Here is a 13,550-nt window from a genome sequence, read left to right as displayed (position 1 = left end):
CATTTGACTGCCTTTCCGATAGGTCCCGTGATTCCCGGAATTGTTATACGGTTGCATAACAGGGCGGCAAGTGTTTGACTCGCTCCGTCCCCGACATTCACTGCGGGACGCCTGCGAAACGATCCGAAGGACCTGTCTTGACCCGTCGAGCATCGATGCCGATCCCCCGCGCGGCCTCTGCCGCGCCGCGTTCGACCCGCCGCTCCCGGTCCCGGACATCTCCCGGTTTCGCCCCTGTACACGCCGCCGCGGTTTCCGACCGGGGCAGCGCGTGACCCTTTTCCCAATGGGCCCGACGGCCCCAATCAAAGACCACAGAGAGGACACTCCATGACCCTTCGCACCCTGCTGCTCGCCGGCGCGGCGATGACCGCCATCGGCACCGCCGCCACCGCGGCCGAGACCGTCAAGCTGGGCATCGCGGCCGAGCCCTACCCGCCCTTCACCGTCCCCGACGCGGCAGGCAACTGGACCGGCTGGGAGATCGAGATGGCGATGGCCTTCTGCGAGGCGGCCGAGCTTGAATGCGTCGTCACCCCGGTGGCTTGGGACGGCATCATCCCGGCGCTGACTTCGGGCAAGATCGACATGATCGTCGGCTCGATGTCGATCACCGAAGAGCGCAAGCAGGTCATCGACTTCTCGGACAAGTACTACAACACCCCGACCTCGGTCATCGCCGAGCAGGGGTCGGGAATCGAACCGACCAACGAGAGCCTCGCCGGCAAGACGCTGGGCATCCAGGGTTCGACCATCCACGAGAACTATGCCGAGAAGCATTTCCCGGATGCCGAGATCAAGCTCTACCAGACTCAGGACGAGGCGAACCAGGACCTCTATGCCGGCCGCGTCGATGCGGTGCAGGCCGACTCGCTTGCCCTGCAGGCGTTCCTCGACAGCGACGAGGGCAAGGCCTGCTGCGAGATGGCCGGCGATGTCGAGCCGGATGTCGAAATCCTCGGCCCCGGCGTCGGCATCGGCCTGCGCAAGGAAGACGACGCTCTGGAGGAGAAACTGAACGCCGCGATCGCGCAGGTCCGCGCCGACGGCACCTATGACGAGATCTCGAAGAAGTACTTCAGCTTCGACATCTATGGCGGCTGAGCCCGTTTTCCGGGCGGCCCCGCAGGGGCCGCCCACCCCTGCCGCGACGACAGCGCGGACACCCCCAGACGCCCGGAATAGAAGATCGCCATGACCCCATGGGAACTGCTCGCCCTGTCGCCCCCCGGTTGGGGGGCGTGCTGCTTCGCGGATTGCTGACCTCGCTTCAGGTCGCGGTCGGCGGCTACCTCGTCGGGCTGGTGATCGGCATCCTCGGCGCCTCGGCCAAGCTTTACGGCGGACCGGTCCTCAGGGACCTCGCGACCGTTTACACCACGCTGATCCGGGCGGTGCCGGAACTCGTGCTGATCGTGCTGCTGTTCTACGCCGGCACCGATGCGGTGAACCAGCTGCTGCGCCTCTTCGACGCCGGGCCGGTCGACATCAACGGCATGGTCGCCGGGATCGTCGTGATCGGCATCGTGCAGGGCGGCTACACGACCGAGGTGCTGCGCGGCGCGATCCTCGCCGTACCGCGCGGGCATTTCGACGCCGCCCGCGCCTACGGCTTCACCGGCCGGCAGACCATGCGCCGGATCACCCTGCCCGCGATGCTGCCGCACGCGCTGCCGGGGCTGGCCAACCTCTGGCTGATCGCCACCAAGGACACCGCCCTGCTGGCGGTCGTGGGCTTCACCGAGCTGACGCTGGCCACCCGGCAGGCGGCGGGCGTGACCAAGGAGTATTTCCTCTTCTTCAGCGCGGCGGGCCTGCTCTACCTCGCCGTCACGCTGGTCTCGACTTACGGGATCCACCTCGTCGAACGCCGCGCGCGGCGCGGGCTGGTGCGCTGATGGCCGAGAACCTGCAGGAGCTTGAAACCGAAACCCGCGCGATGGTACCGCCCGCGCCGCGCTTCACCGGCTGGATCCAGCCACACCGGATCGTCATGCTGGCGCTCTTCGGCGCGCTCGTCCTCTGGATGATCCTGACGCTGGATTGGGCCTGGCTGCCCGACTACATGCCCAAGCTGATCGAGGGGCTGGGCGTCACGATCATGCTGTTGGTCTCGACCTGCCTGCTGGGCTTCGCGCTGGCCGTGCCGATCGGGCTGGTGCAGGTCACCGGCCCCGTCTGGCTGGCCGCCCCCGCCCGCGCGTTCTGCACCATCATCCGGGGCACGCCGCTGCTGCTGCAGCTGTGGCTGCTCTACTACGGCCTCGGATCGCTCTTCCCGGCGATCCCGGGCATCCGGCAAAGCTGGATGTGGCCCTACCTGCGCGAGGCATGGCCCTACGGCGTTGCCGCGCTCACCTTCTCCTTCGCCGGTTACGAGGGCGAGGTCATGCGCGGCGCCTTTGCCGGCGTCCCGAAGGGAGAGCTCGAGGCCGCCGACGCCTTAGGCATGTCCCGCTGGCAGCGCCTGCGCCGGGTCTGGCTGCCGCGTGCCGTGCAGCGCGCCCTGCCGACCTTGGCGGGCGAGTCGGTGCTGCAACTGAAATCCACGCCGCTGGTCGCCACGATCACGGTCTTCGACCTCTACGCGGTCATTTCCAAGGTCCGGCAGGACACCTATCTGACCTATGAACCGCTGCTGTTCTTGGCCTTCTTCTATCTCTGCTTGACGGGGATCCTGACGACGGCCTTCCGTTACTTCGAAACCCGCATTCCCGGACGAGGCACCTGATGACGACCCCCCGCAACGACACCGAAGAGCTGGTGCAGATCCGGCGCGAGCTGCACGAGCATCCCGAACTGGGGCTCGAGGAGGTCTGGACCTCGGACTACGTGGCCGAGAAGCTGACCGCGCTTGGCTACGAGGTCACGCGCGGGCTGGGCAAGACCGGCGTGGTGGCGACCCTGAAAAGCGGCAACGGCGGCAAGTCCATCGGCATCCGCGCCGATTTCGACGCCCTGCCGATCCACGAGGAAACCGGCAAGCCCTATGCCTCGAAGATCCCCGGCAACATGCACGCCTGCGGCCATGACGGGCACACGACCATGCTCCTCGGCGCGGCGCGGTCCATCGCCGAGCGCAGGAATTTCGACGGCACCGTCCACCTGATCTTCCAGCCGGCCGAGGAGAACTTCGGCGGCGCGCGCCTGATGATGGAGGACGGCCTTTTCGAGCGCTTCCCCTGCGACGCGGTCTTTGGCCTGCACAACGAGCCGCTCCTGCCTTTCGGCCAGTTCGCGCTGCGCGACGGCCCGATCATGGCGGCGGTGGACGAGGCCAGGATCGTGGTGCGCGGCGTCGGCGGCCACGGCGCCCACCCCGAGGACACGGTCGACCCGGTGGTCGCCGCCTCCTCGATCGTGCTGGCGCTGCAAAGCATCGTGTCGCGGAACATCTCGGCGCAGGACCCGTCCGTCATCACCATCGGCGCGATCCACGGCGGCTCGGCCTCGAACGTTATCCCGGAAACGGTCGAGCTGACGATCGGCATCCGCTCTTTCGACCCGGACATCCGCGATCAGCTGGAACAGCGCATCCGCGAGGTGGCCGAGTTCCAGGCGAAGAGCTATGGCGCGGTGGCCGAGATCGAGTACGAACGCAGCTATCCCCCGACCGTGAACCACACGGCCGAGACCGACTATGTCCGCAAGCTTGCGACCGGGTTCGCCGGGGCCGAGAACGTCGTCGACCTAGACCGGCCCTTCATGGGGAGCGAGGATTTCTCCTACTTCCTCGAAAAGGTGCCGGGCACCTACTTCTTCCTCGGCGCCCGCAGCGGGCCCGAGGACAAGGCGCTGCACCACCCGGGCTACGACTTCAACGACGACCTGCTTCCCATCGGCGCGGCCTTCTGGACCGAGCTGGTGGAAAGCTACCTGCCGGCGAACTGAGATGGGCGGCAAACCCGACCTCGGCGCGCTATTCGGCGCCAGCCATGCCGATACCTTCCTCGGCCTTGCCGCCTGCGCGGTCGCGGATGTGACGGCCCCGATGGCCCTGATCGGTGCGCCCGCGGGGACACCCTATGCCAGCGTCGGGAACTACTGCGCCGGGGCGCCCGCCGCCCTGCGCGCGGCGACGTTGCCCTTCACCGCCAACATCGACCGGCACGATTTCGACATGGGCGGCCCGCTCTTTCCGCGGGCAGACCTGCGGGCGGTGGATTGCGGCGACCTCCCGGTGTCAGAGGACAGCGACACCAACCGCGCGGCGATCCGGCAGGCCGTGGCCACCCTTCTCGACCGGGGCGCGGTGCCGCTGGTGATAGGCGGCGACGATTCCGTGCCGATCCCGATGCTCGAGGCGGTGAATGCACAGGCCGCCGCCGAGGGGCGCAGGCTGACCATCCTCCAGATCGACGCGCATATCGACTGGCGCCAGGACCACATGGGCGAGGACATGGGCCTTTCGTCAACCATGCGCCGGGCGTCCGAGATGTCGCAGGTCGACCGCATCGTGCAGGTCGGCGCCCGCGGCATCGGCTCGGCCGCGACCACGGATTTCGAGGATGCCGTCGCCTGGGGCGTCACCTTCGTTCCCGGGGCCGAGGCGCACCGGCTGGGACCGAACGCCATCGCCGCGATGATCCCGGACGGGGCCGACGTGGTGATCTGTATCGACGCCGACGCCTTCGACCCCGCGGCGATCCCCGGCGTGATCGGACGAGCGCCCGGCGGGCTGAGCTATTACCAGGTGTGCGAGATCATCGCCGGCGTCGCCGCGCATGCGCGCATCCGGGCGATGGATTTCGTCGAGTTCATGCCCGACCGCGACGTGGACGGGATCGGTGCGCTGACCTTTGCCCGGCTGATCATGACCTCGATGGGCATCGTCGCGCGGCAAACGGGCTGAGCGCGCGCCCTCAGTGCGTCCCGCGCAGCACCAGTTCGGCGTCCAGCCAGCGGGTTTCGTCGGGGCGGTCAGGCTTGGCGGCCCGGCTGGTCAGCAGGTCGATCACCGTGGCGACCAGCCCGTCGATCGGGTTGCGCAGGGTGGTCAGGTTCAGCCCCGGCCAGCCCGCCATGCCGATGTCGTCGAAGCCCAGAACCGACACCTCGGCCGGCACGTCTGCCCCCGCCTCACGCAGCGCGCCGAGCGCGCCGACCGCCATCGCGTCGTTGGCGCAGACCAGCGCGTCGAACGCCGCCCCGTCCAGCAGGCGCACCGCGGCGTCGTGCCCGCCCTGCACCGTGTAGTTACCGACCGCCTCGCCGACCGGTGACAGGCCCTGCCCGGCCAGCGCCCTGAGTACGCCGTCGCGGCGCTGCGGGCTGGACCAGAACCGCTCGGGCCCGCCGATGAAGGCAAAGCGCCGGCGGCCGCGGTCCAGCAGCAGGCGCGTGCCCAGCATCATCCCCTCGGCGTTGCGGCAGCAGACGTTGTCGACCAGCGGCGCGTCGAGCGTGCGGCCTGACGAGATCACCGGGATCGACAGCTTGCCGCAGGCCTCGACGATATCCGCGCCCAGGCTGCCCGAGCGCAGGATCATCGCCTCGACCGGGTAGCGCAGGACGTTCAGCACCGCCTCGCGGGCGACATCGCCGCTGCCGCCGATGACGATGGGCCACTTGCCGGCGGCGTTCAGCCCGGCGATCAGGGCGGCTGCAACCTCCTTGTCATAGTCGTTCAGCATCTCACCGACGAAGATCGCGACCAGGTTCGACTGTGCCCCCTGCAGCCCGGCGGCCAGCGCGTTCGGACGGTAGCCGAGCTCGGCCGCCGCGGCGAGGATCACGCGCCGCTTCTCGGCATCGAGATAGGCGCCCTCGGTAAAGGCCCGCGACACGGCGGACCGTGACACACCCGCCGCCCGTGCCACGTCCGCCGCCGTCACCCGCCGCCGCCGCTGCATGATCGTGTCGGTCATCGCGCCCCCTCCTGCCCCGTGAACCTTCGTCAAACCGCAATGCGCGCGTCATCGGCGGGTTACATTCATTCGCTATGTGAACACGTGTGCAGATTCCGCGCAAGACCGAACCGGGCCAACAAACCTGAAAGTTTTCAAAGGACTGCACTCCGGGGGGACACTCGGAACCCGTATTCGAAACCGGTTCCGCACCACGTGTGGGGCCACAAGTTCATGCCCTAAGGGCCATTCGTGACCGGAGTATCAAGAATGACACGCCTCACCTTTGCCACGGTGACCGCCGCGCTGCTGTCGACCGCCGCTTATGCCGAAACCGAAATCACCTGGTGGCACGCCATGGGTGGCGAACTCGGCGAGACCGTCAACCAGATCGCGACCGACTTCAACGCCAGCCAGGACGAGTACAAGATCACCCCGGTCTTCAAGGGCACCTACGAGGAAGCCCTGACCGCGGGCATCGCCGCCTTCCGCGCGGGCGAGCAGCCGAACATCCTGCAGGTGTTCGACGCGGGCGCGGCCACCGTCATCGCCGCCAAGGGCGCGACCGTCCCGGTGCAGGACCTGCTGACCGAGGCCGGCGCCGAGTTCGACATCGAGGACTACATCTCGGGCGTGCGCTACTTCTACGCCGACAGCGACGGCAAGATGATCGGCATGCCGTTCAACTCCTCCTCGCCGATCATGTACTTCAACGTCGACGCGCTGAAGGAAGCCGGCGTCGAGGCGCCGAAGACCTGGGAAGAGTTCCAGACCGTGACCGCCCCGGCGCTGAAGGAAGCCGGCTACATCGCGATGTCGGAATCCCACACGCCCTGGATCTTCACCGAGAACTTCATGTCGCGCCACGACCTGCCGTTCGCCACGAACAACAACGGCTACGACGGCATGGACACCCAGATCCTCGTCAACGTCGACCCGCTGAAAAACCACTTCAAGGCGCTGAAGGAATGGGCCGACGAAGGCTACTTCGGCTGGTACGGCACCGGCTGGGGCGACAACCAGACCCCGTTCGAAGAGGGCAAGGTCGCAATCTGGCTGGGCTCCTCGGGTTCGTTCGGCGGCCTCGCCGCCAAGAACCTGCCGTTCGAATGGTCCGCGGGCTTCCTGCCCTACTGGGAAGCGGTGACCACCGAGCCCAAGCAGACCTTCATCGGCGGCGCATCGCTTTTCGCGATGGCCGGCCACGAGCAGGAAGAGAACGCGGCCACCGCCGCCTTCTTCGAATTCCTGACCGCGCCGGAGACCCAGTACTACTGGCACAAGGAAACCGGTTACGTTCCGATCACCGAAGCCGCCTATGAAATGGCCAAGGCCGACGGCCACTACGACCGCAATCCGGCGGCCGAGGTCGGCATCCAGCAGCTGTCGCTGCCGTCCGGCGAGAACACCAAAGGCTACCGGATGGGCTTCTACGTGCAGATCCGCGACGTGATGAACCGTGAATACGGCCGCATCCTGACCGGCGAGACCTCGGTCGACGACGCCTTTGCCACGATCGAGAAAGAGGCCAACGACCTGCTGGCCCGCTTTGCCAAGACCCAGAGCTGACGCTCGACCATGCTGACCGGAACGGCCGCGGGGACCCGTGGCCGTTCCCCCTTTCGACCACAGGGGATGACAGGTGAAACGCGCTGGCTTTACCACCCGATGGCTGCCGATCCTGCTGCTTCTGCCGCAGCTCTCGATCATCGTGATCTTCTTTTACTGGCCCGCCGGCCACGCGGTGCAATCCTCGTTCTTCCTGCAGGACCCGTTCGGCTTTGGATCGACCTTCGTCGGGCTTGAGAACTACGTCGGGCTGTTCCAGAGCTCGGAATACATGCGCATCGCGCGCTTCACCGTGATCTTCACCGCCGTCGTGACCTTCTTTTCGCTCGCGCTTGCGCTGCTGCTGGCAGTCAAGGCGGACAAGGTGATCCGCGGCGCCAAGAGCTACCGCACGCTGCTGATGTGGGTCTATGCCGTCGCCCCGCCGGTCGCGGGCTTCATCGGCCTGATCATGTTCAACCAGAGCTGGGGGCCGCTGACCCGCCTCTTCGGCTGGTTCGGCTATGACTTCGTGCTCGGCGTGAACTACTGGGACACGGCCTTTGCGATGATGCTCGTCTCGGTCTGGAAACAGGTCCCGGTGAACTTCATCTTCTTTCTCTCCGGGCTCCAGTCGATCCCCAAGACGGTGCGCGAGGCGGCGCTGATCGACAACCGCTCGGCCACCGGCCGGTTCTGGGACGTCACCTTTCCGCTGCTCGCTCCGACCGCGTTCTTCCTGCTGATCATCAACATCACCTATGCACTCTTCGACACCTTCGGCGTGGTCGACACGCTGGTGAAGGGCGAACCCGGCAACAACCCGATGACGCTGGTCTACAAGGTCTATGTTGACGGGTTCCGCGGCAATGACCTGGGCGGGTCGTCGGCCCAGTCGGTGATCCTGATGCTGCTGGTCCTTGCGCTGACGGTATTTCAGTTCCGGCTGGTCGAACGCCGCATCCACTACACCTGAGGTGACACCATGACCGAAGCCAACGCCGGCGCCATGGCCGCCGCCGCCCTCGCCCCCGCGAAGCGCCGCCGCCGGCTGCGCGGGGCGACGGTGCTGGACCACGTGATCCTGATCCTGGGATCGCTGTTCATGATGGTGCCGCTCTTGATGGTGCTGCAGATGACCACGATGCCCGACATCGAGGTGATCAAGACCGGCCCGACGCTGCAACTCGGCGGCGAGTTCGGCAGCAACTTCCACAAGGCGATGTTCGAGGCTTCGGGGTTCTCGGGCGAGAACACCGGCGTCTCGATGCTGGTGAACTCCTTCATCCTCGGGATCGGCTTTGCCGTCGGCAAGATCGTGATCGGGATGATGGCGGCCTATGCCATCGTCTACTTCCGCCTGCCCTTTGCCACCTTTGCCTTCTGGGTGATCTTCACCACGCTGCTACTGCCGCTCGAGGTGCGCATCCTGCCGTCCTACGAGGTGGTGCAGCGGATGGGGATGCTGAACACCTACCAGGGGCTGATCATCCCGCTCATCGCCTCGGCCACGGCGACGTTCTTCTTCCGCCAGTTCTTCCGCTCGGTGCCCGAAGAGCTGGTCGAGGCGGCCCGCATCGACGGCGCGGGGCCAGTGAAGTTCTTCATCGACATCCTCGTCCCGCTGTCGCGCACCATGATCGCGGCGATGTTCATCATCATGTTCGTCTACGGCTGGAACCAGTACCTCTGGCCCACGATGATCACCACCGAGGAGGGCATGTTCACCCTCGTCCGCGGGATCAAGCAGATCACCCAGGTGATGGAAGGCAACCGCATCCCCGAGTACGGCCGCGCGAACCTGCTGGCGATCATCGCCATCATCCCGCCGGTCTTCGTCGTCATCTTCTTCCAGAGCTGGTTCGTGAAGGGCCTGACGGAATCCGACAAGTAAGGACTGCTCACATGACCCAGGTCACGCTCCAGAACATCCGCAAGGTCTATCCCAACGGGCACGAGGCGCTGACGCCTTCGTCCTTTCACATCGACGACGGAGAATTCGTCGTGCTCGTGGGGCCGTCGGGCTGCGGGAAATCCACGCTCCTGCGCATGGTCGCGGGGCTGGAAGAGATCACCGAGGGCGTGCTTCGGATCGGCGACCGCGAGGTCAACGACCTTGACCCCGCCGACCGCGACATCGCGATGGTGTTCCAGAACTACGCACTCTACCCGCACATGACGGTGCGCAAGAACATCGCCTACGGGCTGAAGAACCGGAAGACCCCGGCGGACGAGATCGCGCTCAAGGTGGCCGAGGCGGCGGCGATGCTGAACCTCGAGGAGTACCTCGACCGCAAGCCCGCGCAGCTGTCCGGTGGCCAGCGCCAGCGGGTCGCCATGGGCCGGGCCATCGTGCGCGACCCGGCGCTCTTCCTCTTCGACGAGCCGCTGTCGAACCTCGACGCCAAGCTGCGCAACCAGATGCGGATCGAGATCAAGGCCCTGCAGCGGCGGCTTGGCGTGACCTCGATCTACGTGACCCACGACCAGGTCGAGGCAATGACCATGGCCGACCGGATCATCGTGATGAACGCCGGCCGGATCGAGCAGATCGGCACCCCGGCCGAGGTCTACCATGCCCCGGCCTCGACCTTCGTCGCCTCGTTCATGGGGGCACCGCCGATGAACCTGGTGCCGGGCCGCGCCGCGGACGGGCGGGTCTATTTCAACGGCACGCCGATCGCCACCTGCAACGGCACCACCGGCGACGTGACCCTTGGCATCCGCCCCGAGGACCTGGTGCCTGACGCCGCCGGTCCGCTGGCGCTTGAGGTCGACATCATCGAGGAACTCGGCGCGAACCGGCTGCTGCACGGCCATGCCGGGGCGGAGCGGATGACGGTGCATGTCGGCAAGGACGCCGACGTCACCACCGGGCCACTGACGCTGTCGGTCAAGGCCGGGGCGGCATCGCTCTTTGACCGGGACACGGGGCTGCGGCTGTGATCGCCACCCTCGCCGACCTGCCCGCCGTCACCGCGGCGGAGCGCGCGCGCATCCTTTCCGCGCCTCGGACCGAGGCGGCGCATCGCGACCTGCTGGCGGACCTGCCCGCGATGAACGCGGTGCAGATCGGCGGCGATGCCAGCCTCGACATCCTGCCCGACCGCCTGTCGGTCGTGGCGTGGAACGTGGAACGCTGCCTTTTCCCGCCCGAAAGCGCCGCGCATATCGCCCCCCGCGCACCGCAGGTCGTGCTGCTGTCCGAGGTCGACCACGGCATGGCCCGCACCGGGCAGCGCCACACCACCGCCGAAATGGCGCAGGCGCTCGGCATGGTCTACGCCTTCGGGGTCGAATTCCACGAGATGGGCCTGGGCGGCGCGACCGAGCGGCATTTCTGCGACGACGACCACAACGCCCTCGGCTGGCACGGCAACGCGATCCTTTCGGCCGTCCCGTTCGAGCGGGTGACGATGATACGCCTCGACGACCATGGCCACTGGTTCGCCGAGGGCAGCGTCGCGACCGATCCGGACCAGCCCCGCGTCGGCGGGCGGATGGCGCTGGCGGCGGTGCTGCCGACGGTGGCGGGGCCGGTCTGCGTGGTGTCGACCCACCTGGAAAGCAACGCCCGCGCCGCGCACCGCGCCGCGCAGTTCGACCGACTGATGGACGCGGTGGATGTCTTCGCCCCGGACATGCCGATGCTGATCGGCGGCGACCTGAACACCGGCAACCACATGCCGCCCGATTACGACTGGCGACGCGAGACGCTGTTCGACCACGCCCGCGACCGGGGCTACGACTGGGGCTTCACGCCCGAGGGCCTGACCACGCGGCCCAGCCTGATCACCCTGCATCCCGCCCGCCGGATGAAGCTCGACTGGTTCTGCGGCCGCGGGCTGAGCCGCCTCGACACCGCGCTGATCCCGGCGATCACGGCGGACGACACGCCGCTCAGCGACCACGAGGCGATCTGGTGCGCGGCGAGGATCGGCTGACGCGCCTCGGCCGGTGACCGCCGTTCTGCCGGGGCACATGGACATGCCCCGCGGCCTGCGCGACACTCCGGCGCGGGGCGGCCAGGGAGGTGTGGATGACGGATGCAGAGGCGAAGGTCGCGGCGTTCTACGACGCAGACGGCGACTGGACGGCAGAGCTGTCGGCGCTGCGCGCGGTGCTGCGGGACTGCGAGGTGGACGAGACCTTCAAGTGGCGTGCCCCGACCTACACGGCACATGGCGGCAATGTCGCGACGGTCTGGCGGATGAAGGACGGCGCGGCGCTCGCGCTCTTCAAGGGGGCGCTGCTGGCCGACCCCGAGGGCGTCCTTGTCGCGCCTGGGGAGCATTCGCGGTCGATGCGCTACTGGCGGTTTTCGGATGCGACAGAGATCAAGGAGCGCGCCGCGGCGATCAGGGCGCTGGTGCAGGAGGCGGTGGCGAACGAGAAGGCCGGCCGCAAGGTTGATTTCCCAAAGGACGACCTCGCCTACCCCGAGGAATTGGTCGACCGGCTCGAAGCCGACCCGGACCTAATGGAGGCATTCGAGGGCCTGACGCCCGGCCGGCGGCGCGGCTACCTGCTCCACTTCTCGCAGGCCAAGCAGTCCGCGACCCGCGCGGCGCGGATCGAGAAACACGCGCCCCGTATCCTCGAGGGCAAGGGGATGCATGACCGCTGACGCCGCGGCCCCGCGACGCATCAGGCAACTGGCGCTTCCCTCGCCCACGCCGAGGCGCTAAAGGCAGCGCATGACCCGCCGGATGCGTCCTGTCCTGACCACGTTCGCCGCGATCCTGATCGCGCTGGTCGGCTTTGCGTCGGCCACGATGTTGGCGCCGGACCGTGGTGACGCGATGAAGGCGCAGTCGATGCTGGCCTTCGGATCGGGCTACGACGACTTCTGCGGCGATCAGGAACATGACCACCGCTGCCCGCTCTGCCGGGTGGTGGCGGATCCGCCGGACATGGCGATCGATCCGCTGGCGGTGCACCTGCAGCCCTTCGACGGCTGGCGGCGGCTGGCCGACCTGACGCGCAGCGCGCAGGCCCGCAACCTCAACCATTCGCCCCGCGCGCCTCCGGCGCGGGCCTGATCCCTTCGATCAGTGGCGTGGCCCCGGTCACGCCGGACAAGACCAGCGCTGGCAGCGGTGCGTCCGCGCGCGCGATCCACGGAGTTACCTATGTTCAAGACCCTTCTCACCGCCTCGACCCTGGCCGTTCTCGCCGCCGCGGCGTTTGCCCATGCCACGCTGGAGCAGCGCGAGGCCAAGGCCGGCGCCACCGCCAAGATCACCCTGCGCGTGCCGCACGGCTGCGAGGGTGAGGCGACCCACACGGTGCGCCTGGCCCTGCCCGACGGCTTCTACGCGGCCAAGCCGATGCCCAAGGCCGGTTGGGAGCTCAGCACCGAGACCGGCAGCTATGCCACGCCCTACGACAACCACGGGACCGAGATGACCGAGGGCGTGCGCGCGGTCACCTGGTCGGGCGGCCACCTGGAAGACGGCTGGTACGACGAGTTCACGGTCCGTGGCAGCTTTGGCGCCGACATCGAACCGGGCACGGTGATGTTCTTCCCCGCGGTGCAGACCTGCGACAACGGCACTGCCGACTGGACCGATACCAGCGGGTCGCACGACGTGCCGAACCCGTCGCCCAAGGTCACCGTGGTCGCGGGCGACGCGCACGGCGGACATGGACACGGCGGCCACGGCGCGATGGACAGCGCCGCGCTGACCCTCGGCGACCTGACGATAGCCGAGGCGTTTTCCCGCGCGACCCTGCCGAACGCCCCGGTCGGTGGCGGCTTCATGGCCATCACCAACAACGGCGCCGAGGATGACCGCCTGATCGCCGCAAGCTCTCCGGCCGCGGGCCGCGTGGAGATCCACGAGATGGCGATGGAAGGCGACGTGATGAAGATGCGCGAACTGGCGGACGGCCTGCCGATCCCGGCGGGCGAAACCGTCACGTTGAAACCGGGCGGCTTCCACCTGATGATGATGCAGCTCGGGCAACCGCTGGTCGAAGGCGAAACCGTGCCCGTCACCCTGACCTTCGAGAAGGCGGGCGAGATCGAGGTGCCGCTGGCCATCGGCGCGCCGAACGCCAAGGGTCATGACGGCCACATGGACCACGGCGCCCACAAGCACTGACACCCCCTGCCGCGGCGCGACCGGTCGCGCCGCGGTCCAGACCTGAAGA

At 67.7% G+C, this 13,550-nt stretch carries 14 protein-coding genes; 13 read left to right on the top strand and 1 reads right to left on the bottom strand.

What is annotated here, in order from left to right; genetic code table 11:
• Positions 1-330 precede the first annotated feature (330 nt).
• The 5 genes from ACE2AC_RS16805 to ACE2AC_RS16785 all read left to right on the top strand — a co-directional run bounded on the left by ACE2AC_RS16805 (position 331) and on the right by ACE2AC_RS16785 (position 4,852).
• Complete coding sequence (locus tag ACE2AC_RS16805; protein WP_375688572.1) at positions 331-1,104, top strand: transporter substrate-binding domain-containing protein; 774 nt, start codon at positions 331-333, stop codon at positions 1,102-1,104.
• A gap of 152 nt (positions 1,105-1,256) precedes the next feature.
• Positions 1,257-1,898, top strand: coding sequence for an ABC transporter permease (locus tag ACE2AC_RS16800; protein ID WP_375688571.1), 642 nt, complete (start codon positions 1,257-1,259; stop codon positions 1,896-1,898).
• Between the two features lie 41 nt (positions 1,899-1,939).
• On the top strand, positions 1,940-2,731 hold the full coding sequence (locus ACE2AC_RS16795; RefSeq protein WP_375692130.1) for an ABC transporter permease: 792 nt from the start codon (positions 1,940-1,942) through the stop codon (positions 2,729-2,731).
• A complete protein-coding gene (locus tag ACE2AC_RS16790) occupies positions 2,731-3,891 on the top strand; it encodes a M20 aminoacylase family protein (protein WP_375688570.1) in 1,161 nt (386 codons plus the stop codon). Before ACE2AC_RS16795 ends, ACE2AC_RS16790 begins: the two co-directional genes overlap by 1 nt.
• A gap of 1 nt (position 3,892) precedes the next feature.
• On the top strand, positions 3,893-4,852 hold the full coding sequence (locus ACE2AC_RS16785; RefSeq protein WP_375688569.1) for an arginase family protein: 960 nt from the start codon (positions 3,893-3,895) through the stop codon (positions 4,850-4,852).
• A gap of 10 nt (positions 4,853-4,862) precedes the next feature.
• Here ACE2AC_RS16785 and ACE2AC_RS16780 read toward each other — a convergent pair whose 3' ends face one another.
• Positions 4,863-5,867, bottom strand: coding sequence for a LacI family DNA-binding transcriptional regulator (locus tag ACE2AC_RS16780; RefSeq protein WP_375688568.1), 1,005 nt, complete (start codon positions 5,865-5,867; stop codon positions 4,863-4,865).
• Positions 5,868-6,116: 249 nt separating this feature from the next.
• Between ACE2AC_RS16780 and ACE2AC_RS16775 the strand changes: the two genes are divergently transcribed.
• From ACE2AC_RS16775 to ACE2AC_RS16740, 8 genes are all read left to right on the top strand, one after another.
• Positions 6,117-7,415, top strand: coding sequence for an extracellular solute-binding protein (locus ACE2AC_RS16775; RefSeq protein WP_375688567.1), 1,299 nt, complete (start codon positions 6,117-6,119; stop codon positions 7,413-7,415).
• A 73-nt stretch (positions 7,416-7,488) separates the two neighbouring features.
• A complete protein-coding gene (locus ACE2AC_RS16770) occupies positions 7,489-8,370 on the top strand; it encodes an ABC transporter permease subunit (RefSeq protein ID WP_375688566.1) in 882 nt (293 codons plus the stop codon).
• Positions 8,371-8,379: 9 nt separating this feature from the next.
• Positions 8,380-9,288, top strand: coding sequence for an ABC transporter permease subunit (locus tag ACE2AC_RS16765; RefSeq protein WP_375688565.1), 909 nt, complete (start codon positions 8,380-8,382; stop codon positions 9,286-9,288).
• Between the two features lie 11 nt (positions 9,289-9,299).
• Positions 9,300-10,340: a sn-glycerol-3-phosphate ABC transporter ATP-binding protein UgpC gene (ugpC, locus tag ACE2AC_RS16760; RefSeq protein WP_375688564.1), complete on the top strand. Its 1,041-nt coding sequence runs from the start codon at positions 9,300-9,302 to the stop codon at positions 10,338-10,340.
• Positions 10,337-11,338 (top strand): endonuclease/exonuclease/phosphatase family protein, encoded by a 1,002-nt coding sequence (locus tag ACE2AC_RS16755; RefSeq protein WP_375688563.1) that lies wholly within the window; start codon positions 10,337-10,339, stop codon positions 11,336-11,338. The genes ugpC and ACE2AC_RS16755 overlap by 4 nt, the downstream gene beginning before the upstream one ends.
• A 95-nt stretch (positions 11,339-11,433) precedes the next feature.
• Positions 11,434-12,021, top strand: a complete 588-nt coding sequence (locus ACE2AC_RS16750; RefSeq protein WP_375688562.1) for a YdeI family protein — start codon at positions 11,434-11,436, stop codon at positions 12,019-12,021.
• Positions 12,022-12,103: 82 nt separating this feature from the next.
• Complete coding sequence (locus ACE2AC_RS16745) at positions 12,104-12,436, top strand: hypothetical protein (RefSeq protein WP_375688561.1); 333 nt, start codon at positions 12,104-12,106, stop codon at positions 12,434-12,436.
• A gap of 90 nt (positions 12,437-12,526) precedes the next feature.
• A complete protein-coding gene (locus ACE2AC_RS16740) occupies positions 12,527-13,501 on the top strand; it encodes a DUF1775 domain-containing protein (protein WP_375688560.1) in 975 nt (324 codons plus the stop codon).
• Positions 13,502-13,550: the final 49 nt, after the last annotated feature.

This window comes from Pseudooceanicola sp. LIPI14-2-Ac024, from assembly GCF_042188925.1.
Taxonomy (GTDB): Bacteria; Pseudomonadota; Alphaproteobacteria; order Rhodobacterales; family Rhodobacteraceae; genus Pseudooceanicola.
The sequence above is the reverse complement of the archived record's forward strand: the minus strand, read 5'-3'. Positions and strand labels throughout refer to the sequence as shown.